22 protein-coding genes are annotated in these 21,826 nt (G+C 69.9%); 15 read left to right on the forward strand and 7 right to left on the reverse strand.

Features of this window, described 5'->3' with window-relative positions:
- Positions 1–893 (reverse strand): AMP-binding protein (locus VMD50_RS00385; RefSeq protein ID WP_325423730.1); only part of this gene is annotated, 893 nt, incomplete at its 3' end.
- A gap of 180 nt (positions 894–1,073) precedes the next feature.
- On the opposite strand from VMD50_RS00385, the gene VMD50_RS00390 reads away from it, so the two are divergent.
- From VMD50_RS00390 to VMD50_RS00410, 5 genes are all read left to right on the forward strand, one after another.
- Positions 1,074–1,472 (forward strand): polyketide cyclase / dehydrase and lipid transport, encoded by a 399-nt coding sequence (locus tag VMD50_RS00390; protein ID WP_325423732.1) that lies wholly within the window; start codon positions 1,074–1,076, stop codon positions 1,470–1,472.
- A gap of 104 nt (positions 1,473–1,576) precedes the next feature.
- Positions 1,577–2,014, forward strand: coding sequence for an SRPBCC family protein (locus tag VMD50_RS00395; RefSeq protein WP_325423734.1), 438 nt, complete (start codon positions 1,577–1,579; stop codon positions 2,012–2,014).
- Entirely contained in the window at positions 2,007–3,278 is a 1,272-nt protein-coding gene (locus VMD50_RS00400; protein ID WP_325423846.1) for an ArsA family ATPase, read from the forward strand. The genes VMD50_RS00395 and VMD50_RS00400 overlap by 8 nt, the downstream gene beginning before the upstream one ends.
- A complete protein-coding gene (locus VMD50_RS00405; RefSeq protein WP_325423736.1) occupies positions 3,275–3,667 on the forward strand; it encodes a hypothetical protein in 393 nt (130 codons plus the stop codon). Before VMD50_RS00400 ends, VMD50_RS00405 begins: the two co-directional genes overlap by 4 nt.
- An 85-nt stretch (positions 3,668–3,752) precedes the next feature.
- On the forward strand, positions 3,753–4,481 hold the full coding sequence (locus VMD50_RS00410; RefSeq protein WP_325423738.1) for a lysophospholipid acyltransferase family protein: 729 nt from the start codon (positions 3,753–3,755) through the stop codon (positions 4,479–4,481).
- A gap of 91 nt (positions 4,482–4,572) precedes the next feature.
- Here the strand turns inward: VMD50_RS00410 and VMD50_RS00415 are convergent, their stop codons facing one another.
- Entirely contained in the window at positions 4,573–5,856 is a 1,284-nt protein-coding gene (locus VMD50_RS00415) for a glycosyltransferase 87 family protein (protein WP_325423740.1), read from the reverse strand.
- A gap of 71 nt (positions 5,857–5,927) precedes the next feature.
- Here VMD50_RS00415 and VMD50_RS00420 point away from each other — a divergent pair, with 71 nt between their 5' ends.
- From VMD50_RS00420 to VMD50_RS00430, 3 genes are all read left to right on the forward strand, one after another.
- Entirely contained in the window at positions 5,928–6,812 is an 885-nt protein-coding gene (locus VMD50_RS00420; RefSeq protein ID WP_414685961.1) for a hypothetical protein, read from the forward strand.
- Positions 6,813–6,888: 76 nt separating this feature from the next.
- Positions 6,889–7,383, forward strand: coding sequence for a polyadenylate-specific 3'-exoribonuclease AS (locus VMD50_RS00425; RefSeq protein ID WP_325423742.1), 495 nt, complete (start codon positions 6,889–6,891; stop codon positions 7,381–7,383).
- Between the two features lie 87 nt (positions 7,384–7,470).
- Complete coding sequence (locus VMD50_RS00430; protein WP_325423744.1) at positions 7,471–8,859, forward strand: class II 3-deoxy-7-phosphoheptulonate synthase; 1,389 nt, start codon at positions 7,471–7,473, stop codon at positions 8,857–8,859.
- A 95-nt stretch (positions 8,860–8,954) separates the two neighbouring features.
- Here the strand turns inward: VMD50_RS00430 and VMD50_RS00435 are convergent, their stop codons facing one another.
- On the reverse strand, positions 8,955–10,196 hold the full coding sequence (locus VMD50_RS00435; RefSeq protein WP_325423746.1) for a protein kinase domain-containing protein: 1,242 nt from the start codon (positions 10,194–10,196) through the stop codon (positions 8,955–8,957).
- An 89-nt stretch (positions 10,197–10,285) separates the two neighbouring features.
- On the opposite strand from VMD50_RS00435, the gene VMD50_RS00440 reads away from it, so the two are divergent.
- Positions 10,286–10,690 (forward strand): Rv2175c family DNA-binding protein, encoded by a 405-nt coding sequence (locus tag VMD50_RS00440; RefSeq protein WP_325423748.1) that lies wholly within the window; start codon positions 10,286–10,288, stop codon positions 10,688–10,690.
- Here VMD50_RS00440 and VMD50_RS00445 read toward each other — a convergent pair.
- Complete coding sequence (locus VMD50_RS00445; protein ID WP_325423750.1) at positions 10,677–12,230, reverse strand: alpha-(1->6)-mannopyranosyltransferase A; 1,554 nt, start codon at positions 12,228–12,230, stop codon at positions 10,677–10,679. The genes VMD50_RS00440 and VMD50_RS00445 overlap by 14 nt on opposite strands.
- 4 nt (positions 12,231–12,234) lie before the next feature.
- Positions 12,235–13,293 (reverse strand): bifunctional (2E,6E)-farnesyl/geranyl diphosphate synthase, encoded by a 1,059-nt coding sequence (idsA2, locus tag VMD50_RS00450; RefSeq protein ID WP_325423752.1) that lies wholly within the window; start codon positions 13,291–13,293, stop codon positions 12,235–12,237.
- Between the two features lie 206 nt (positions 13,294–13,499).
- On the opposite strand from idsA2, the gene VMD50_RS00455 reads away from it, so the two are divergent.
- Entirely contained in the window at positions 13,500–14,384 is an 885-nt protein-coding gene (locus VMD50_RS00455) for a mycobacterial-type methylenetetrahydrofolate reductase (protein WP_325423754.1), read from the forward strand.
- A gap of 80 nt (positions 14,385–14,464) precedes the next feature.
- On the opposite strand, the gene lppM is transcribed toward VMD50_RS00455, so the two are convergent.
- Both lppM and VMD50_RS00465 read right to left on the reverse strand, forming a co-directional pair.
- A complete protein-coding gene (gene lppM, locus VMD50_RS00460; RefSeq protein ID WP_325423850.1) occupies positions 14,465–15,112 on the reverse strand; it encodes a lipoprotein LppM in 648 nt (215 codons plus the stop codon).
- A gap of 108 nt (positions 15,113–15,220) precedes the next feature.
- Positions 15,221–15,805 (reverse strand): GNAT family N-acetyltransferase, encoded by a 585-nt coding sequence (locus VMD50_RS00465; protein ID WP_325423756.1) that lies wholly within the window; start codon positions 15,803–15,805, stop codon positions 15,221–15,223.
- 323 nt (positions 15,806–16,128) lie between these two features.
- Between VMD50_RS00465 and VMD50_RS00470 the strand changes: the two genes are divergently transcribed.
- The 5 genes from VMD50_RS00470 (at position 16,129) to VMD50_RS00490 (ending at position 21,808) form a co-directional block, all read left to right on the forward strand.
- Positions 16,129–16,530 (forward strand): DUF3040 domain-containing protein, encoded by a 402-nt coding sequence (locus VMD50_RS00470; protein ID WP_325423758.1) that lies wholly within the window; start codon positions 16,129–16,131, stop codon positions 16,528–16,530.
- A gap of 422 nt (positions 16,531–16,952) precedes the next feature.
- Positions 16,953–17,384, forward strand: coding sequence for a division/cell wall cluster transcriptional repressor MraZ (gene mraZ / locus VMD50_RS00475; protein ID WP_325423852.1), 432 nt, complete (start codon positions 16,953–16,955; stop codon positions 17,382–17,384).
- On the forward strand, positions 17,359–18,531 hold the full coding sequence (gene rsmH / locus VMD50_RS00480; protein ID WP_325423760.1) for a 16S rRNA (cytosine(1402)-N(4))-methyltransferase RsmH: 1,173 nt from the start codon (positions 17,359–17,361) through the stop codon (positions 18,529–18,531). The genes mraZ and rsmH overlap by 26 nt, the downstream gene beginning before the upstream one ends.
- Positions 18,531–19,736 (forward strand): cell division protein FtsL, encoded by a 1,206-nt coding sequence (gene ftsL, locus VMD50_RS00485; RefSeq protein WP_325423762.1) that lies wholly within the window; start codon positions 18,531–18,533, stop codon positions 19,734–19,736. Before rsmH ends, ftsL begins: the two co-directional genes overlap by 1 nt.
- 209 nt (positions 19,737–19,945) lie before the next feature.
- Complete coding sequence (locus tag VMD50_RS00490) at positions 19,946–21,808, forward strand: peptidoglycan D,D-transpeptidase FtsI family protein (RefSeq protein WP_414685967.1); 1,863 nt, start codon at positions 19,946–19,948, stop codon at positions 21,806–21,808.
- Positions 21,809–21,826: the final 18 nt, after the last annotated feature.

The raw sequence follows: 21,826 nt of genomic DNA on the forward strand, positions 1-21,826 counted from the left end.
CGCCCGTTGCCGTCGTTGACGGCGTTCTGCTCGGCGGTGTTGTAGACCTTCTCGAACACCCGCGGCACCGACACCACGACCGTCGGCTTGAACACCGCGAACATCGGCAGCAGGTTCTTGATGTCGCTGGTGAACCCGACCACCACCTTGTTCGCGAACGCCGACAGGGTCAGCGACCGGGCCAGCACGTGGGCCAGCGGCAGGAAGACCAGCAGCCGCTGGCCCGAGTCCAGCAGCGTCGGCAAGCATTCCTTGGCGCCGCGGGACTCGTAGAGCAGGTTGGAATGGGTGAGTTGGCAGCCCTTGGGCCGGCCGGTGGTGCCCGAGGTGTAGATCAGGGTCGCCGGGTCGTCGGCGCGCAGTGCCTCAAGGCGGGCGGTCAGCTCGGCCGGCTCCACCGAAACGCCGGCCTCGGCGAGCTGGTCGAGGGCCTTGGGGCCCGAACCGTCGATGTGCAGCACCCTGCGCAGCGCGGGCAGCTCGGTGGTGAGTTCGGTGACCATGGCGGCGTGCGCGTCGGTCTCGGCGAAGGCCACCACCGCTTCGGAGTCCTGCAGCACCCAGCGCACCTGCTCGGCCGACGACGTCTCGTAGATCGGCACGGTGACCGCGCCCACCGACAGGATCGCCAGGTCCAGGATCGGCCATTCGTAACGGGTGGCCGAAAAGATGGACACCCGGTCGCCGGCCTGCACCCCGAGCGAGATCAGGCCCAGCGCGGCGGAGCGCACGTGGTTGGCCACCTCGGCGCACGTGACGTCGGTCCACACGCCGTCGACCTGACGTTGAAAGATGACGAAGCCGGGGTCATCTCGCTCGTGGCCGAAGACCATGGCCGCGACGTTTTCGTGCTCGCCGACGGTAAAGCGGGCGGGGACACTGTACTCACGCACTCTGATGACCTCGATTGGCTCGTCATGTTGCCGGGTGCCGGCTTGCTGTGGCCCAGCCTAATCCGCGCATTCGCGCAGCACGGCCGAGGTCGCTGAGCCGTGGCCGCGATTGCGGCTCCGGGTCCCGCGGCCCCGACGCCTGGATACCGGTGATTCCGGTCGGTGTGTGAAGCTGGGTCGGTGAACAGCATCCAGATCGCCGACCAGACGTTCGTCGCCGCCGACGGCGCGCGGGTCGGCGCCGCGGTCGCCGATCCGTCGTGCTGGCAGCGGTGGTGGCCGGACCTGCGGCTGCAGGTCGTCGAGGATCGCGCCGAAAAGGGCATCCGGTGGACGGTCACCGGCGCGCTGACCGGCACCATGGAGATCTGGCTGGAACCCATGAAAGACGGGGTGGACGGCGTGGTGCTGCATTACTTCCTGCACGCCGAGCCCACCGGCGTGGCAGCCTGGCAGCTGGCCAAGCTGAACACGGCGAAGATGACGCACCGCCGTCGGGTGGCGGGCAAGAAAATGGCCTTCGAGGTCAAAAGGACGGCGGAACGGTCACGACCGGTCGGCGTTTCTCCGGTAGTTTAGCCGGATCAAGGTTCGGCGGTAGGAGTACCGTTTCGGCCCGGAGGCCGGGGTAGTCCGGCACATCGCGGGGCCTACCCGCTCGCGGGAGAGAGGGCAGCAGCCAGGTGGCGGAGAAGACGACGCAGACCATCCACATCGACGCCGATCCGGGCACGGTGCTGGAGGTGATCGCCGATATCGATTCCTACCCGGAATGGATCTCGGAATATAAGGAAGCCGAGGTGCAGGAGAGGGGCGCCGACGGCTATCCGAAGGTCGTGCGATTCGTGATGGACGCCGGCATCATCAAAGACACCATGGTGATGTCCTACCAGTGGCCGGCAGACCGCCGGTCGCTGAGCTGGACCCTGGTCTCCAGCTCGCTGCTGCGCTCGCTCGAAGGCTCGTACCGGTTGACGCCCAAGGGATCCGGCACCGACGTCACCTATGAACTCTCGGTTGATCTCTCCCTGCCCATGATCGGGATGCTCAAGCGCAAGGCCGAGCGCAGGCTGACCGACACGGCCTTGAAGGAACTGAAGAAACGAGTCGAGGCTGAGTGAGTCCAGTGAATTCCGGGCGCCGACCCCGGCCCGGATCAGTCTTTTCGTCGGGAAGGGCGGGGTAGGAAAGTCCACCCTGGCATCCGCTACCGCGGTCTGCGACGCGGGCGCGGGGCGGCGGGTGCTGATCGTGTCCACCGACCAGGCGCATTCGCTGGGTGACGTGCTGGGCGTCCCGGTCCCGCCGAGCGGCCACGGCGAACTGGTTCGGGTGCTCGCCGATGACGCGGAGGCCGGCGGTGGCTTCCTCGACGCGCTGGCGCTGGACACCCTGGCCCTGCTCGAGGCCCGGTGGCATGGCGTGGTCGACACCTTGGATCGGCGATTTCCCGATTCCGAGCTGAGTACCATTGCCCCCGAAGAACTTTCGGCGTTGCCGGGTGTTCAGGAGGTGCTGGGCCTGCATGCCGTCGGCGAGCTCGCCGCCGCCGGGCGATGGGATCGCATCGTCGTCGATTGCGCCTCGACCGCGGACGCGCTGCGAATGTTGACCCTGCCGGCCACCTTCGGGCTCTACGTGGAACGCGCGTGGCCACGCCATCGCAGGCTGTCCGTCGCCGGCGACGACGCCCGCTCGGCCGCGATGGTGGAACTGCTGGAGCGCATCAGCGCCAGCGTCGAGACGCTGAACGCGTTGCTGACCGACGGCGAGCTGGTCACCGCGCACCTGGTGCTGACCCCCGAGCGGGTGGTGGCGGCCGAGGCGGTGCGAACGCTGGGTTCGCTGTCGCTGATGGGCGTGCGGGTCGAGGAGCTGATCGTCAACCAGGTCCTGACCGAAGACGAGTCCTACGAGTACCGCAACCTGCCCGACCATCCGGCGTTCTACTGGTACGCCGAACGCATCGCCGAGCAACGCGTCGTTCTCGAGGAACTCGACACCACCATCGGCGACGTGGCGCTGGTGCTGACCCCGCACCTGCCCGGCGAGCCGATCGGTCCCAAGGCGCTGGGCGCGCTCCTCGACGCCGCCCGCCGGCGCGGCGGGGCGGCGCCGCCGGGTCCGCTGCGCCCCGTGGTGGACCTCGAATCCGGGTCGGGGCTTGGGTCGATATACCGTATGCGGCTAACGTTGCCCCAGCTCGATCCCGGAGGGCTGTCGCTGGGCCGAGTCGACGACGACCTGATCATCAGCGCCGGAGGGTTGCGGCGCAGGGTTCGGTTGGCGTCCGTGCTGCGGCGATGCACGGTGCTCGACGCCCAACTGCGGGGCACCGAGCTGACAGTTCGCTTTCGACCGGACCCGGAGGTGTGGCCAAAGTGAGTGGGTCTCACCCCGACATCGGTCCCGAGCTGCGCCGGCTTGCGCAGGCGATCCTGGACGGCATCGACCCCGCCGTGCGGACGGCGGCCGCGCTGACGGCGGGCGCGGGGGTCGGGACCGGCAAGTGCCAGCAGGTGTGGTGCCCGGTGTGCGCGCTCGCCGCGCTGGCGACCGGCGACCAGCACCCGTTGCTCACCGTCATCGCCGACCACAGCATCGCCCTGCTGGACGTGATCCGCGGGATCGTCGCCGACATCGACCGGTCGGCCAAACCGCCGCCCGACGGGCCGCCCGGCGGTGGCGGCGCCGAGCCCGGCTCCGGGGCACCCGCGGGCGATGCGACCGCCAAGGCGCGGTACCAACCCATCCCGGTCACCGTCGAGGAGTGACCCGCCCGCGCCGAAGGTGGTCCCTTCCGCCGCGGGTCGGTACAGTTGGCGCAGAACACTGCGGGTGCGGGCGAGAGGGAGGGCCATGTGGTACTGGCTATTCAAGTACGTCTTGCTGGGCCCGTTGCTTACCCTGCTTGGTCGACCGAAAGTCGAAGGGCTGGAACACGTTCCGACCTCCGGGCCGGCGATCCTGGCCAGTAACCACCTGGCCGTCATGGACAGCTTCTTCCTGCCGCTGGTCGTCCGGCGCCGGATCACCTTCCTCGCCAAGTCCGAATATTTCACCGGCACCGGGCTGAAAGGCTGGTTCAGCCGGTGGTTCTTCACCGCCGTCGGGCAGGTGCCGATCGACCGCACCGACGCCGACGCCGCCCAGGCCGCCCTCAACACCGCCGAGCAGGTGCTGGCCGACGGCAAGCTGCTGGGCATGTATCCCGAGGGCACCCGTTCGCCCGACGGCCGGTTGTACAAGGGCAAGACCGGGCTGGCGCGGCTGGCGCTGCACACCGGGGTTCCGGTGATCCCGGTCGCGATGATCGGCACCAACGTGGTCAACCCGCCGGGTACCACGATGCTCCGCCCCGGGCGGGTCACCGTCCGCTTCGGCAAGCCGATGGACTTCTCCCGATTCGAGGGCATGGCCGGCAACCGCTTCATCGAGCGGGCCGTCACCGACGAGGTCATCTACGAGCTGATGGGCCTCTCCGGGCAGGAGTACGTCGACATCTACGCCGCCAGCGTCAAGGAACGCGGCAACGACGCGGAATCGACGGGTGACGCCGCGCGTATCCCCGCGACCGCCGCCGGTTAGTCGCGATCGCGAGCGCGGTGTAGCCGAGCGCTGAGGGTACCCCCGCGGAGCTGGGGGACGGGTCGCGACCGTCGGGCCGGCCCGCCACCGATCAGCTGGCCGCCGATACCGGCGCCAGTGTCCGCGCGGCCGGATCCCGCGACGCCACCCGCGCGGTGACGGTCAGCCCGGCCACGACGATGACGGCCAGCGCCCACCACACGTAGGACGCCCCGACGAGTTGGCGCCACCAGTTCGCCGTGGTCTCGTGATGCTTGGGCAGCAGGTCGATCGGCGTCCACCGCATCAGCGCCACCCCGGCGGCGCTCAGCACGGCCAGCGCGAAATTTCGGCGCCGCCAAGCCAGCACCCCGGTCACGAGCACCGTCGGCAGCGCCCAGACCCAGTGGTGCGACCAGGACACCGGCGAAACGACCAACCCGAACAGGGCGACGCAAATCACCGCCAGGATGGGCTCACCGGCACGCAGCACCCGCCGCATCGCCCAGATCGTCACCGCGAGCACCAGCAGGCACGCGACGACCCACAGCGGGAAGCGTGCGTGCTCGTCGAGACCCAGCCGGGCCAGGGTGCCCGCGATGTTCTGGTCGGTGTTCAGCGCGGCCTCACCGATGCGGTCGGTGTGGTGGACGGTGTGGGTCCAGTATTCCCACGAGTCGCTCCACGCCAGCGCGAAGCCCAGCAGGGTCATCGCCGCGAACGACGCGAGCGCGGTGAGCGCCGCGCGGTTGTCGCGGCGCAGCAGGAAGTAGAGCAGGAACACCGCCGGGGTGAGCTTCAGCGCCATGCCGAGGCCCAGCAGCAGCCCGCGCGGCCACGGCAGGCGGCGCGGCACGCAGTCGGCGATCACCAGGGTCATCAGGACGACGTTGATCTGGCCGAAGGCGAAGTTCGACGCGACCGGTTCCAGCCAGATCGTCGCCGCGGCGGCGATCAGCACGGCCAACCACAGCCGGCGCAGCCACGCCGGACCGGGCACCACGGCCGACGTGTGCCACACGTCGAGGCCGGTCAGCAGGATCGCCGTCGAGGCGACCAGCAGCACCAGCGTCAACAGCGTGATCGCGACGCTTGCGGCAGGCATGTGCAGCCAGGAGAACGGGCAGAACACGATGGCCGCCAGCGGGGGATAGGTGAACGGCAGGTTCAGCCCGATGGGTGTGTGGAACAACACATCCCCGCGGTAGAGCGGACGCCCGTCCAGCCAGGCCTGGCCGCCCATCTGGTAGATGTCGATGTCGATGCGGTAGGGCGTGTGGCCGAACAGCCGCCCGGCCACGTAATACATCGCCGCGGCCGCCACCAGCCAAAGCAGGCACCACAGCAACACCCGCCCGGGTTGACTGCCCGCGCCGGGCGCCCGCCATCTACTCATGTCGCAGAACAGCGTAATCGGTACCTGCGCGGCTACCGCGTTGCCGGGACGCGCAGGCGTAGGTTTCAAGGGTGTTCCACTGGTTCGTGTACGGGGTTTCCCACTGGTTCGCCCATGACATCCACGAAGGCGGCCGGCTGCCCCTGCTGTGCTGCCTGGTGGCGTTCATCCTGACGTTTTTCGTCACCCGCAGTTTCGTGCGCGTGATCCGCCACCGCGCCAAGACCGGTCGGCAGGCGAAGTGGTGGCACCCGCGCAACGTTCATGTCGGGGGAGTGCACATCCACCACGTGACGTTCGGGGTGGTCCTGGTGCTGGTCTCCGGGCTGACGCTGGTGACCCTGTCCGTCGATGGAAATGAGCTCGAATTCGTCTTAGCTGCAACGCTTTTCGGTATCGGCGCCGCATTGGTGCTCGATGAGTACGCGTTGATCCTGCACCTGTCCGACGTCTACTGGGAAGAAGACGGCCGCACGTCGGTCGACGCGGTGTTCGCTGCGGTGGCGGTGGCCGGGCTGTTGATGATGGGCCTGCACCCGCTGATGTTCTTCCTGCCGATCTGGCATGGTGCCGATTCGGTGGCGCTGCGCGCCGGCGTGGCCGGCGCGATGGTGTTCGCGCTGCCGCTGGCGGTGGTGGTGGTGCTCAAGGGCAAGGTGTGGACCGGTTTGCTGGGGATGTTCGTCGTCGTGCTCCTGGTGATCGGCGCCATCCGGTTGTCGCGCCCGCACGCGCCGTGGGCGCGGTGGCGGTACACCACCCAGCCGGACAAGATGCGGCGCGCGCTGCAGCGGGAACGGCGGCTGCGCCGCCCGGTCGTGCGCGCCAAGCTGTGGGTGCAGTGCGCGATCGCGGGCACCCCGCGCCTGCCCGACGAGCGCACGGTCGACGCCACGCTCGACCAGGACGTGCATGCGGCGCCGGCGCCGACGGGGCCCATCCTGATCAGCAGATAGGCTGCTCTGTGCCTGATTCGCCGCCTCCTTGTTCGTGCCGAACCGGCACTCATCGTTGGCGGCCTAGTCTTTCAAGGTGCGGTACTTCTACGACACCGAGTTCATCGAGGACGGCCGCACCATCGAACTGATCTCGATCGGGGTCGTGGCCGAGGACGGCCGGGAGTACTACGCGGTGTCCACCGAATTCGATCCCGAGCGGGCCGGTAACTGGGTGCGCGCCAACGTGCTGCCCAAGCTGCCGCCGCCGTCGTCGCCCTTGTGGCGCTCGCGCAAGCAGATCCGGCTGGACCTGGAGGAGTTCCTGGGCGTGGACGGCGGCGAGCCGATCGAACTGTGGGCCTGGGTGGGAGCCTATGACCACGTCGCCTTGTGCCAGTTGTGGGGGGCGATGCCGGCGCTGCCGCAGCCGATACCGCGCTTCACCAGGGAATTGCGGCAGCTTTGGGAGGAGCGCGGGTCGCCCCGGATGCCCCCGCGGCCGCCCGACGCCCACGACGCCCTGGTCGACGCCCGCGATCAACTGCGCCGGTTCCGGCTGATCACGTCCGGCGACGAAGCGGCGCGCTGAGAAGCAGGACAACCAGATTCCGCCGCGGCGGGCGCAGGGGGCGTTCGCCCTGATCAGCCGTCGGCCGACCCCGGCTACCATGGACCGATGAACTGGACCGTCGACATACCGATCGACCAGCTGCCGCCGCTGCCGCCGCTGTCGGCCGAGTTGCGGGCGCGACTGGACGCCGCGCTGGCCAAGCCGGCCGCCCAGCAGCCGAGCTGGGACGCAGAACAGGCCGCGGCCATGCGCACGGTCCTCGAGAGCGTGCCGCCGGTGACCGTGCCGTCCGAGATCGTCCGACTGCAGGAACAGCTGGCCCAGGTCGCGCGCGGCGAGGCGTTCCTGCTGCAGGGGGGCGACTGCGCGGAGACGTTCGTCGACAACACCGAACCGCACATCCGCGGCAACGTCCGCGCCCTGTTGCAGATGGCCGTCGTGCTGACCTACGGCGCCAGCCTGCCGGTGGTCAAGGTGGCCCGGATCGCCGGCCAGTACGCCAAGCCCCGGTCGGCCGACGTCGACGCGCTGGGCCTGAAGTCCTACCGCGGCGACATGATCAACGGCTTCGCCCCCGACGCCGCGGTGCGCGAGCACGACCCGTCGCGGCTGGTGCGCGCCTACGCCAACGCCAGCGCCGCGATGAACCTGGTGCGGGCGCTGACCTCGTCGGGGCTGGCGTCGCTGCACCTGGTGCACGACTGGAACCGCGAATTCGTGCGGACCTCGCCGGCCGGCGCGCGGTACGAGGCGCTGGCCACCGAGATCGACCGGGGGTTGCGGTTCATGAGCGCCTGCGGGGTGGCCGACCGCAACCTGCAGACCGCCGAAATCTACGCCAGCCACGAGGCTTTGGTGCTCGACTACGAGCGGGCCATGCTGCGCCTGTCCGACGCCGAGGGCGGGGAGCCGCAGCTCTACGACCTGTCGGCGCACACGGTGTGGATCGGCGAGCGCACCCGCCAGCTCGACGGCGCGCACGTCGCGTTCGCGGAGGTGATCGCCAACCCGATCGGCGTCAAGATCGGCCCGACGATGACCCCGGAGCTGGCCGTCGAATACGTCGAGCGCCTCGACCCGCACAACAAGCCCGGGCGGCTGACGCTGGTGAGCAGGCTGGGCAACAACAAGGTTCGCGACCTGCTGCCGCCGATCGTCGAGAAGGTCCAGGCCGCCGGGCATCAGGTGATCTGGCAATGCGACCCGATGCACGGCAACACCCACGAGTCGTCCAACGGCTACAAGACCCGGCACTTCGACCGCGTCGTCGACGAGGTCCAGGGGTTCTTCGAGGTCCACCGCGCGCTGGGCACCCACCCCGGCGGCATCCACGTCGAGATCACCGGCGAGAACGTCACCGAGTGTCTGGGTGGGGCGCAAGACATTTCGGACACCGACCTCGCCGGCCGCTACGAGACGGCGTGTGACCCCCGGCTGAACACCCAGCAGTCGCTGGAGTTGGCCTTCCTGGTCGCCGAGATGCTGCGCGACTAGCTTCTTCCATCGGTGTTCGCCGGGCCCGGCCCGGCCACCAGACGCAAAAGCCCCGTTTTCATCGGCGTGTTGGGGGCTTCTGCGTCTGCTCGCCGTCAGAGCAGCCCGCTGAGGTTGCTGCCGATCGTCCAGGCCACGGTCGCGACCAGGCCGGTGAGCGCCAGCACGATCGCCACCCAGATCAGCACCATCCGCCGGGCCCGCTGACGCGCCCAGACGAACTCGCTCATCGCGATGCCGGCGAATTCGCCTGAGACCGGCTGGTCTTCGTAGTCGTCGGGTTCGGGCTCGCGGGTGGCCGGGCGTGCCGGCCCGGCCCAGTCGCCGGGTCCGCGGGTCAGCTGACGGGTGGGGTGGCGAACCGGGGCCGCGACGGGCGGACGGGAGGGTTGCGCGGCCGCCAGGCGCTCGCTCATCCGCAGGTGGTACAGCGCCGCCGAGCGGTGTTGGGCGGAGTTGCGGGGCGCCGGCACCCGGAAGTCCGGCAGGGCGAGTTCCTCGGCGATCGCGTCGAGGTCGGCACCCATCTCGACGGCGTCGGCGTACCGCTCGGCGGGGTCGCGGGCCGTCGCCCGCAGCACGAATTCGTCGAATTGTGGTGGCACACCGTCGATCGCCGCGCTAGGCGGCGGCACGTCGGCGTCCAACCGGCGGTAGGCGACCGACAACGCCGAGTCACCGGTGAATGGCGCGCGCCCCGTCAGCAGCTCGTAGGTGAGGATCCCGGCCGAGTAGACGTCGCTGCGCGGACTGGCGGTGCCGTCGCGCACCTGCTCGGGCGACAGGTAGGCGGCGGTGCCCAGGATGACGCTGGTGGAGGTGATTCCGGCGGCGGCGACGGCGCGGACCAACCCGAAATCGGCGATCTTGACGTCGCCGTCGTCGGAGATCAGGACGTTCTCGGGTTTGACGTCGCGATGCACCAGGCCGGCCCGGTGCGCGGCGGCCAGCCCGCCCAGCACCGGGCGAAGCACCGCCGCCACGGCATGGGGTGGCATCGGACCGCGCTCGGCCAGCAGCTCGCGCAGGGTTCCGCCCTCGACGAGCTCCATCACCAAAAACGGGTGCCGGGCGTCGAGGCCCTGGTCATAGACGGCGACCAGCCCGGGGTTCTTCAGTCTGGCGACCGTGCGTGCCTCGAGCTGGAATCGGGTCAGGAATTGGTCGTCGCCGGCGTAGCGAGCGTCCATGATCTTCACCGCGACCGGCCGGTCGAGGCGCACGTCCAGGCCCCGATACACCGTCGAGGTGCCGCCGCTGGCGATCCTGGACTCGACGCGGTAGCGGCCGTCCAGCAACGCGCCCTCCATCGGGTCCCCCGTCCCAGCTCCGGCCACGGGGCCATAGTAGGTGCGGGCGCGAGATCGGGCCCAGAACCGCCTCAGAACGTCCGTCCAACGCGTGAGGCTGGGCCTACACTGGCGCGATGAGCAGTGTTCCGGCCGGGGACGACGTTCTGGACCCCGACGAACCCATCTACGAGCTGCCCCGGGTCGCCGAGCTGCTCGGCGTGTCGGTCAGCAAGGTCCAGCAGCAGCTGCGGGAGGGGCACCTGGTCGCGGTGCGGCGTGGCGGCGGTGTGGTGGTGCCCCAGGTGTTTTTCACGAACTCCGGCGAGGTGGTCAAGAGCCTGCCGGGGCTGTTGACGATCCTGCACGACGGCGGTTACCGCGACACGGAAATTGTGCGCTGGCTGTTCACCCCCGACCCCTCGCTGACGATCACGCGCGACGGCACCCGGGATGCCATCAGCAACGCCCGGCCCGTCGACGCCCTGCACGCCCACCAGGCGCGGGAAGTCGTGCGGCGCGCGCAGGCTATGGCTTACTGACCGATTCGGCCACGTCGTCCGGTTGCTTCTCCGGCGCCCGGTGCAGCGCGTACCAGGCGGCCAGCGCGCACGCGGTTGCCAGCGAGAACTGCACCCACGAATACATGCCGTGCGAGCCGTCGGGCTTGAAGATCACCATGACCCAGGTCGACAGGCCGGCGATGGCCGCGACCGCGCGCCGGGACTGGGCCAACGGCGCCGCCACCGCCAGCGGCCAGGAGTAGTACCAGGGCAGGGCGGCCGGGACGAACAGCACCACGATCAGCATCGACCACGCGATCCCGGCCAGCGCGTCGCGGTCGTCGCGCCGAAATCGCCACCACAACAACGGCAACGACACCGCGATGATCGCGATGCCGATCAAGCGGGTGACTCGCAGCGTGGCGTAGAAGTCGACGGGGAAGAACCCGCTGAAGAGCGCGTGGATCACGTTGGCGACCGCAGTCGGCACCGTCAGCCAGTTGATGATCTTCACCGACCCGGCCAACGCGGTCAGCCACCCCAGGCCGACGCCGGCCGCGGCCGACAAGATGGCGAAAACCGCGGCGAAGATCAGCACGGAGATCGCCGTGGCCGCCAGGAAAGCCGGGCCGGCGCGATATCCCCGTCGGTCCCGCAGATGCCGCGTCCACACCCACACCATGAAGGGCAACGAGATCCCGGCGGTGGCTTTCACCGCGCTCGCCACCGTGATCGATACGATGCCCAGGACGTGGCGGCCCTGGAAGGTCAGCGCGATCCCGGCGGACATCAGGCCGACCATCAGCATTTCGTTGTGCACCCCGCCAATCAGGTGGATGAGCACCAGCGGGTTCAGGACGCAGATCCACAGCGCCAGTGCGCCGTTGGTGCCCAGATGGTGCGACAGCCGGGGGGTTGCCCAGATCAGCAGGGCTAATCCGGGCAGCATGCACAGCCGCAGCAGCATGGTCCCGGCGATCACGTGGTTGCCGGCCACGATCGTGACCAGCTTCGCGATCAGGATGAACGCCGGTCCGTAGGGCGCCGTGGTGATGGTCCAGATGGGACTTACGTTGTCCAGCAACACGTTTGGGTTGGCGACGGGACCGACCGCGTAGGGGTCGAAGCCATCGCGCAGTAGCGCGCCCTGCGCCAGGTAGGAGTAGGTGTCGCGGCTGAAGACGGGCACCGACAACAGCAACGGCGCCAACCAGAAGCCGGTGGTCGCCCGCATCGTGAACTCGGTTGCGTCGCCGGCGAGTGCGCGCCGGCCCAGCGCCACCCACGCGATCAGCATGAGACCCACGCCGGTCCACAACACGATCGACGACAGCACCAGCCCGTGGCCGAAGCGCAGCCAGGACAGGTGCAGCGATTCCAGCAGGGGGTCGTGCGGCTTGGTGCTGCCGGCGCCCAGCCCGCCCAGGGCGATCAGCACCGACCCCAGGAAGCCCAGCTTCGCCGGGCGCGCCTCCGGGGTGGCGGAAAACGCCGTCAGCCGTGACACGTACTGTGCCGCGGACCTCTTGGTCGCCGGCGAATCTGCCGGGGTGTGTATGGGGGTTGACGGGGTGGTCATCGGCTCAGGCGGACCGGTTCGTGGCCGTCCTGGCCAGCTCGGCCAGCCCCGCTTTGGCCGCCGCGTTGATGGGCGCGGCCGCGAGGGTGGCGAGCGCGCGTTCGGTCAGCGCGGCGATGCGCTGCTCGGCGGCGGCCAGCGCGCCCACCGACTCGATGACCTCGCGCAGCCGGGCCACCTGCGCGTCGGTCAACCGCGCGCCGATCGAGGTGCGTAACAGATTGGCCGCCAAGGGATCCGACTCGTCCGCCAGCTCCACCGCCTCGGCCAGCAGCACGGTGCGCTTGCCGGATCTCAAGTCGTCGCCCGACGGCTTGCCGGTCACCGCCGGGTCCCCGAACACGCCCAGCACGTCGTCGCGCAGCTGGAACGCCACGCCGAGGTCCCTGCCGAACTCCGAAAAGGCGGCCTGCGCGTCGGGCCTGTCCGCGGCGGCGGCCACACCGAGCTGCAGCGGTCGCGCCACGGTGTAGCAGGCGGTCTTGAAGGTGTCGACGTTCATCGCCGATGCGATCGACTCGGCGGCGCTGGCCTCGGCGACGATGTCGAGGTACTGGCCGCCCAGCACCTCGGTGCGGATGTCGGCCCACACGGCTCGCACCCGCCGCCGGGCGTCGGGCGGCAGCTCGAGCCCGGAGACGATGTCGTCGGCCCAGGCCAGGGCCAGGTCGCCGAGGAGGATGGCCGCCGACGTCCCGAACCGCTCCGCCGAGCCGCGCCAGCTCCGGTCGCGGTGCAGCGCGGCGAAGCGGACGTGGGTCGTCGGCTTGCCGCGGCGGGTGGAGGAGTCATCGATCACGTCGTCGTGCAGCAGCGCGCAGGCGTGCAGCAGCTCCAGCGCGGAAAACAGCAGCAACACTTCGGGATCGGGATCCGCGGTCGCCACGGCCCGCCAGCCCCAGTAGGCGAAGGCGGGGCGCAGCCGCTTGCCGCCGCCCAGCACGAAGTCTTCGAGGGTCGCGATCAGGACGTCGAAGTCGCCGCCCTCGGAGCTGATGTAGCCGCTCTGGGTGCGCCGGTCGTGCAGATACCGCCGAAGTTGCTCGGTGATGGCGCCGGTCAATTCGACGGTTGCCGCTGCTGCTGGGGCTTTCGGGCTCAGCGCTGCGCCCCTTTCTGCTCGGCGTGGCGTGTATTGGTTCTAGGGCCGACAGTTTATGTCGCTTCGGCGCCTAGTTGCTTCGACTGCCTCACTATCCCGCCCCTATGCTGGCGAGGGTGTCCGGGCGCTGCGTGGCGCAGCGCGGCCCGGCGAAGGAGAGGAGCCGCGTGAGCCTCAACACCATCGCGCTCGAGTTGGTGCCCCCCAACGTCGAAGACGGCAAGGAGCGGGCGCTCGACGACGCGACGAAAGTGGTGCGGTACACGGCAGAATTCGGCCTCGAGGGCCGGATCCGGCACGTGATGATCCCGGGGATGATCGCCGAGGACGACGATCGTCCCGTCGCGATGAAGCCGAAGCTGGACGTGCTGGACTTCTGGTCGATCATCAAACCGGAGTTGCCCGGCTTCCACGGCCTGTGCACGCAGGTCACCGCTTTCATGGATGAGGCGTCGCTGCGCCAACGGCTCACCGCCCTGTGCGACGCCGGGATGGAGGGCGTCGTCTTCGTCGGCGTGCCGCGCACGATGAACGACGGTGAAGGCTCCGGTGTCGCACCGACCGACGCCTTGTCGATCTATCGCGAGCTGGTGAGCAACCGCGGCGTGATCGTGATCCCCACCCGGGAAGGCGAACAAGGCCGGCTGAACTTCAAGTGCAACCAGGGCGCGACGTACGGCATGACGCAGCTGCTGTATTCCGACGCGATCGTGGGCTTTTTGACCGACTTCGCCAATAACACGGATCACCGGCCCGAAATCCTGCTGTCCTTCGGCTTCGTGCCGAAGGTGGAGTGCCGCGTCGGCCTGATCAACTGGCTGATCCAGGACCCGGGCAACGCCGCCGTGGCCGGCGAGCAGGAGTTCGTCAAGAGGCTGGCCGCCAGCGAACCGGACAAGAAGCGCCAGCTCATGGTCGACCTGTACAAGCGGGTGATCGACGGCGTCGCCGGGCTCGGCTTCCCGTTGAGCATCCATTTCGAGGCGACCTACGGAGTGTCGGGGCCCGCTTTCCAGACCTTCGCGGAGATGCTGGCCTACTGGTCGCCCTAGGTGTCCGCGGGCGACCCGTCCCCCAGCTTCGCGGGGGTACCCCCAGCGCCCGGCGAATTTTCGCCGCGCTTGCGGTCGTCCTAGCTGGGCGGTTGGTCGCGTGGCGCGGTGAGCCGCGGCGAGCGGTCGCGGCTCATCCAGGCCAGCAGCGCCACCACGCCGGCCGCCGCGAAGGACGCGATGCCCAGCCACACGCCCGCCCCGGTGAAGTTGCGGGTGTTGGGGTCGGTGTAGCGGGCGTTGGCGGTCATGGTGCTCACCACGCCCGGCTTGAGCTTCCAGGACACTACGTCGGGCTCGACGCGGTCACCGTTGGTCGAGGTCACCACGCCGGGGAAGGCGACGGTCAGCTCGACGTCGGCGTCGTTGTCGTTCACCGACGTCAGGTCCGCGCGGCCCTCCAGGATCACCAGGTTGCCGCTTCGGCGCAGCGACAGGTTCACGCCCTGGGCATCGGAGTTCATGTTCGCCAGCTGCGGCAGCTCGGCGAAGGTCAGGTCGGAGAACACCGCCTGCGACCCCACGTAGCCGTCGCTGTCGTAGTTGGACACCGCCACCTTCTGGCCGAACGGCAGGTTGTTGGTGTCCAGCTGGGGACCGGAGTCCTTGGGCGTCTTCGGCTTGGCCGCGGCGATGATCTCCCCGGAAACCAGATCGTCGGGCGAGATGGTGAGCGACGCCCGGACCCGCAGGCATCCGCTGGCCAGGGGCACGACGAGCAGCAGCATCGCGATGGCCAGCAGGCGGCGCCGCCGAGACGTGAAACCGCGGGCTCGAGGCGGGGAGGGGCTGGCGTGCACGAGGTCATCGTGCCAGATGCGCGCCACTACCCGGCGCTATAGGGGCAGCGCGCGGCCCAGGATGGCGAATGCGCGGGGGTCCCCGGCGAAGTGATAGCCGCGGATGACGTCGGTGAAGCCCAGTCGCCGGTACAACCGCCAGGCGCGGTTGGGCTCGCCGTTGTTTTCCGGGGTGGAAAGCAGGACGTTCTTCTCCGAGCGCCCGGCGAGCAGCCGGCGGGCCAGCGCCTCGCCGAGCCCGCGGCCCTGCACGCGCGGATGAATGTGCAACTCCGTCAGCTCGAAGTAGCTGTTCATCAGCCGGCCGATCTCGGCGGGCGGCAAGCCGCCGCGCTGCAGGCCCAGGACCACCTGCTGCTGCCACCACTGCCCGGGCGCCCCAGGGTAGCCGTAGGCCACGCCGAGCAACGGGGCATCGCTCAGTTCGGGCGCCTCGGCGGCCTCGGCCTCGACAACAGCCACGCCCTGCCATCCCCGTCGCCGAATGTGCTCCAGCCACATGGCGGCGCGCTGGTTCTCGGTGCCCCGCGGATATCGCATCGCTTCGACATAGACCCCCAGGGCGTCACCGAGGCGGCGCTCCATATCGTTCGGCGGCAGATCGATGAGGAATATCGCCAACTCGCGGTGCCCTCCTCATCCGGTGGCCGCATCTACGGGTTCGGCCCGTGCCGCTGCCGCCATTATCCGACGCGGTTCTCCCCGGGGCGCCGCGCGGTCGCGGCTGGGCGGCGGGGGGCGACCGGCGGGCCGCTTGCGCGGCGCGGTTACCGCGCACCGTCGCCCCGGGCCGCGCCGGTGTGCGGATGCGGCCGGGATAGAATCGCTGCCGAACCAGTGGTACAGCGCAGATTGACCTCGTATCATCTGTGTTAGTTGCCTTTACAACGGGCATCCGCGTGCTATCGATAGTTACGTGCCAAACTGTCGGCAAGGAGGGACGAATGCCACTCTCCGATCATGAACAGCGGATGCTCGATCAGATCGAGAGCGCACTCTACGCGGAAGACCCCAAGTTCGCGTCGAGCGTCCGTGGCGGAGGGTTCCGCGCGCCGACCGCGCGGCGGCGCCTGCAGGGCGCGGCATTGTTCGTCATCGGCCTGGCGATGCTGGTGTCCGGGGTGGCGTTCAAAGCCACGATGATCGGAAGCTTCCCGATTCTGAGCGTCTTCGGTTTCATCGTGATGTTCGGCGGCGTGGTCTACGCGATCACCGGACCCCGGCTGGCCGGCAGGCCGGACCGTTCCGGGTCGGCGCCCGGGTCGGCCCGCCAGCGTCGCAACAAGAGTGGCGGCTCGTTCACCAGTCGCATGGAGGACCGGTTCCGCCGGCGCTTCGACGAGTAGCGAACGCCACACAACACGGGGTAGCCGCCGAGGCTGCCCCGTTTCTTGTGCTCGAGCCTGTCAGTGAGCCCAAGCGTGGGCCACGCACCGGGGGTCTGTCGTCGGGCGCGCGGGCGTCGAGTCCCGTCTGACGCCCAATCGAGGCCCAATCGAGTCCCGGGCGTGTGCTGACGCCCCACCGGGCCCCACCGAGCAGCCCCCACCGCGCCCCACTCGGCCATTTCACGCCGCTGACGTGCGATTTTCGGACGCCACGGTCACCTGGCCGCCGGCCCTCGCCGGCTATCGGACGGCCCGGGGACGCCCGTCGGTGGCGAATGACCGGGAAAAGTCGGCGACGACACCACAACAATGGGGCGAAGTGGGGGATCGTGGGGTATGGTGGCTGAAGTGTTTGGGTGACCGGTGCGGGAGGTGAGCTGGTGTTTCTCGGCACCTACACGCCCAAACTCGACGACAAGGGGCGGCTGACGTTGCCCGCCAAGTTCCGCGACACGTTGGCAGGGGGGTTGATGGTCACCAAGAGCCAAGACCACAGCCTGGCCGTCTACCCGCGGGCGGAATTCGAGCAGCTGGCGCGGCGGGCGAGCAAGACGTCGCGCAGCAACCCCGAGGCGCGAGCCTTCCTGCGCAACCTCGCCGCCGGCACCGACGAGCAGCATCCCGACGCGCAGGGGCGGATCACGCTGTCGGCCGACCACCGCCGCTACGCGAACCTGTCGAAGGACTGCGTGGTGATCGGAGCGGTCGATTACCTCGAGATCTGGGATGCGCAGGCCTGGCAGGACTACCAGCAGACCCACGAAGAGAACTTCTCCGCGGCCAGCGATGAAGCACTCGGCGACATTATCTGAGGCGCATGCCCGTGCATCGTGGCCTCTGCCCGAACCGACCCTGGCGTACTTCCCCAACGCCAGGTTCGCGCCTTCGGACAGGGACCCGGGTGCAGGGGCCGCCCGCGGAGTCCGGGGAGGCGTTGCGGTGCCCGATGTCTCAGACGATTTCGGCCATGTGCCCGTCCTATTGGAACGCTGCGTCGAGCTGCTCACCCCCGCCCTGACGCGCGACAACCCGGACGGCTCGGGGGCGGTCCTCGTCGACGCCACACTCGGCGCGGGTGGGCACGCGGAGCGGTTTCTCACCGACTTGCCCGGCCTGCGGCTGATCGGGCTCGACCGCGATCCCAGCGCGCTGGACATCGCGCGGGAGCGGCTGGCCCCGTTCGCCGACCGGGTCATGCTGGTGCACACCCGGTATGACGGCCTGGCCGGCGCCCTGGCCGAATCCGGTTATCCCGCAGCCGAATCCGTCGACGCCGTGCTGTTCGACCTGGGCGTTTCCTCCATGCAGTTGGACCGCGCCGAACGGGGTTTCGCGTACGCCCAGGACGCGCCGCTGGACATGCGAATGGACCCCGCGTCACCGCTGACCGCGGCCGACATCGTCAACACCTACGACGAGGCGGCGCTGGCCGACATCCTGCACCGCTACGGCGAGGAGCGGTTCGCGCGGCGCATCGCCGCGCAGGTCGTCCGCCGGCGCGCCCACGCCCCGTTCACCTCGACCGCGGAGTTGGTAGCCCTGCTCTATCAAGCGATTCCGGCGCCCGCCCGCCGCACCGGCGGGCATCCGGCCAAGCGCACCTTCCAGGCGCTGCGGATCGCCGTCAACGACGAACTGAACTCGCTGCGCGACGCCCTGCCCGCCGCCCTGGACGCGCTGACCGTGGGCGGACGCATCGCGGTGCTGGCCTACCAATCGCTGGAAGACCGGATCGTCAAACGGGTGTTCGCCGACGCGGTCGCCTCGCGGACGCCGGTGGACCTTCCTATCGAGCTTCCCGGCCACGAGCCGCGATTCCGGTCGCTGACGCGCGGCGCCGAACGCGCGGACGCGGCCGAGATCGAACGCAACCCTCGCAGCGCCGCCGTGCGATTACGGGCCTTGCAACGGCTGGGGCAGCGGGTGCAATCACAGCAGGCTAGCCGGAAAGGCGACTGATGAAGGTAAAGCGCGAGACGCCGAAGCGCCGCGGCGGCGGCGACCGTCGGGGCGGACGCGACGGTTCGGCCCGCAAGGGCAGGCGCGCCACCGCCGACTCGGCGTCGCCGCGGCGCACGCGGCCGGCCTCGGCGAACACCCGCGAGGCCGGTGCCCACAAGTCCGGGCCGCAAACCAGCCCGATCGCCCGGCCCGTCGACCGGCCGGGCCGACCCAAGAGCGCCAGCCAGGCCAAGGCGCGCGCCAAAGCGCGGAAAGCCAAGGCGCCCAAGGTTGTCCGGCCCCGGCTGTCGGAGCGGTTGGCCACCCGGCTGGCGTCGATCGACCTGCGGCCGCGGACGCTGGCCGCCAAGGTTCCGTTCGTCGTGTTGATCATCGGCGCGCTCGGCCTCGGGCTGGGCCTGACGCTGTGGTTGTCCACCGCCTCCGCCGAGCGTTCCTACCAGCTGAGCCACGCACGCGAGAAGAACCGGATGCTGCAGGAGCAGAAGGAGTCGCTGGAACGCGACGTGCGCGAGGCGGAGTCCGCGCCCGCGCTCGCCGAGGCGGCCCGCAAACAGGGCATGATCCCGACGAGGGACACCGCGCATCTGGTCCAGGACCCGTCCGGTAACTGGGTGGTCGTGGGCACCCCGAAGCCGGCCGACGGGGTTCCGCCGCCGCCGCTGAACACCAAGATTTCCGATGCGCCACCGCCCCCACCGCCGCCGCCGGCGCTCCCGCCGGAGGTTCCGGTCCGGGTGCAACCGGCGCCCGGGGGCCCGGCCCAGCCGGCCAGGCCGGGACCGGAGGCGCTGTTGCGTGCCCCGGACGGGTCGTCGACGGTGGGCGGCCAGCACCTGCCTTCGCAGCCGGTCGCGCCGCTGCCGGGGATGCCCGGCGGGCCGGCCACCGGGCAGTTCCAGGGTGTGATGCCTTTACCGGGGCTGCCGGGCCCTGCGGCACCGGCGACCGCTCCGGTGCCTGCCGAGGTGCCGATCCCGTTGGGCGGCCTGCCCATTCCGCCTCCTGCCCCGGCGCACGCGCCGCCACCCGCGGAGGTGCCGGTTCCGGTGCAGCCGGGGATATCCGGCCCTCAAGCGCCGGGCGTGCCGCAGGGTGTGGCCCCGGCCGTCCCCGGGGGCCCGGCGCCGGCGCCGGGTGTGCCGGCTAACGGCGGACAGTTCGGGCCCCTGACCGCCGCGGCGCCGGGCGCCGCCCGGTGAGCCGCGGCGAGGCCGGGCGGGCGCGCCGGTCGCAGTCGGCGCGGCCGAGCCGCGGTCCGCGTAAACCGCAGGAGCCCAAGGGCGTTCGGCAACCGAAGCCGCCCCGCAAGCCCAAGCAGGCCCCGCAAGCCTCGGACGCGCGGGGGCCGAAGAGGTTCCGGAAAGCCAAGCGGGCCAAGCAAACCCGCGCCGCGGGGCGACCCGACGCGATGGGCACCGGTCATTCCGCACGCGAGCGGCGCACCCGCCAGATCGTCGAAGTGGGGTCGCGCGGCGCGTCGTTCGTCTTCCGGCACCGGGCTGGCAACGCGGTCATCGGAGTGCTGATGATCGTGGCGGCGGCCCAGCTGTTCATGCTGCAGGTCAAGGACGCCCCCAAGCTGCGGGCCCAGGCGGCCGGGCAGCTCAAGGTCACCGACGTCGAGAAGGCGGTCCGCGGCAGCATCGTCGACCGCAACAACCAACAGCTGGCGTTCACCATCGAGTCGCGCGCGTTGACGTTCCAGCCCAAGCGGATTCGCCAGCAGCTCGACGAGGCGAAGAAAAAGAATTCAGCCGCCCCCGACCCGCAGGAGCGGCTGCGGGACATCGCCAAGGAGGTCTCCACCCGGCTGAACGACAAGCCGGACTTTCAGACCGTGCTGAAGAAGCTGCAGGGCAACGACAACTTCGTCTACCTGGCGCGCGCCGTCGACCCGGCCGTGGCCAGCGCGATCTCGGACAAGTATCCCGAGGTCGGCTCCGAGCGGCAGGATCTGCGCCAGTACCCGGGCGGATCGCTGGCGGCCAACATCGTCGGCGGCATCGACTGGGACGGCCACGGGCTGCTGGGGCTGGAGGATTCCCTGGACTCCGTGCTCTCCGGAACGGACGGCTCGGTCACCTATGACCGCGGCTCCGACGGCGTCGTCATCCCCGGCAGTTACCGCAACCGGCACCGGGCGGTCAACGGGTCGACCGTCCAGCTGACCCTCGACGACGACATCCAGTTCTATGTGCAGCAGCAGGTCCAGCAGGCCAAGAACCTGTCCGGGGCGCACAATGTTTCGGCCGTGGTGCTCGACTCCAAGACCGGCGAGGTGCTGGCGATGGCCAACGACAACACCTTCGACCCCTCCCAGGACATCGGCCGCCAGGGCGACCGGCAGCTGGGCAACCTGGCGGTGTCCTCGCCCTTCGAGCCGGGCTCGGTGAACAAGGTGATCACCGCGTCCTCGGTCATCGAATACGGGCTGTCCAACCCCGACGAGGTGCTGCATGTGCCCGGCTCGATAAACATGGGCGGCGTCAACGTGCACGACGCCTGGGACCACGGCGTGATGCCCTACACCACCACCGGCGTGTTCGGAAAGTCGTCGAACGTGGGCACCCTGATGCTGGCGCAGCGCGTCGGCCCGGAACGCTTCTACGACATGGTCCGCAAGTTCGGGCTGGGCCAGCGCACCAACGTCGGGCTGCCCGGTGAGAGCGCGGGCCTGGTGCCGCCGATCGACCAGTGGTCGGGCAGCACCTTCTCCAACCTGCCCATCGGCCAAGGTCTTTCGATGACCCTGCTGCAGATGACCGACATGTACCAGACCATCGCCAACGACGGGCTGCGGATACCGCCCCGGATCATCAAGGCCACCATCGCGCCCGACGGCACCCGGACCGAGGAACCGCGGCCCGACGGTATCCGGGTGGTGTCGCCGCAGACCGCTCAGACCGTGCGGGGCATGCTGCGCGCCGTCGTGCAGCACGACCCGATGGGCTACCAGCAGGGCACCGGGCCGGCGGCCGCGGTGTCCGGGTATCAGATGGCCGGCAAGACGGGCACCGCCCAGCAGATCAACCCCGGGTGCGGCTGCTACTTCGACGACGTCTACTGGATCACCTTCGCCGGCATGGCCACCGTCGACAATCCCCGCTACGTCATCGGCATCATGATGGACAACCCGCAGCGCAACGCCGACGGCTCGCCCGGGCATTCGGCGGCCCCGCTGTTCCACAACATCGCCGGCTGGCTGATGCAGCGGGAGAACGTGCCGCTGTCACCCGATCCGGGGCCGCCGCTGACCTTGCAGGCCACCTGACGGCTGCGTCCGATGGCC

The organism is Mycobacterium sp. (assembly GCF_035506235.1).
Lineage (GTDB): Bacteria > Actinomycetota > Actinomycetes > Mycobacteriales > Mycobacteriaceae > Mycobacterium.

Bases quoted from the DNA above. Each gene is read 5' to 3' on its own strand.
- lppM (WP_325423850.1), bottom strand. From the start codon at position 15,112: ATGCTGCTGCTCGTCGTGCCCCTGGCCAGCGGATGCCTGCGGGTCCGG.
- VMD50_RS00490 (WP_414685967.1), top strand. From the start codon at position 19,946: ATGGGCACCGGTCATTCCGCACGCGAGCGGCGCACCCGCCAGATCGTC.
- VMD50_RS00470 (WP_325423758.1), top strand. From the start codon at position 16,129: ATGCCACTCTCCGATCATGAACAGCGGATGCTCGATCAGATCGAGAGC.
- VMD50_RS00430 (WP_325423744.1), top strand. From the start codon at position 7,471: ATGAACTGGACCGTCGACATACCGATCGACCAGCTGCCGCCGCTGCCG.
- VMD50_RS00415 (WP_325423740.1), bottom strand. From the start codon at position 5,856: ATGAGTAGATGGCGGGCGCCCGGCGCGGGCAGTCAACCCGGGCGGGTG.
- ftsL (WP_325423762.1), top strand. From the start codon at position 18,531: ATGAAGGTAAAGCGCGAGACGCCGAAGCGCCGCGGCGGCGGCGACCGT.
- VMD50_RS00445 (WP_325423750.1), bottom strand. From the start codon at position 12,230: ATGACCACCCCGTCAACCCCCATACACACCCCGGCAGATTCGCCGGCG.
- rsmH (WP_325423760.1), top strand. From the start codon at position 17,359: ATGAAGCACTCGGCGACATTATCTGAGGCGCATGCCCGTGCATCGTGG.
- VMD50_RS00440 (WP_325423748.1), top strand. From the start codon at position 10,286: ATGAGCAGTGTTCCGGCCGGGGACGACGTTCTGGACCCCGACGAACCC.
- VMD50_RS00410 (WP_325423738.1), top strand. From the start codon at position 3,753: ATGTGGTACTGGCTATTCAAGTACGTCTTGCTGGGCCCGTTGCTTACC.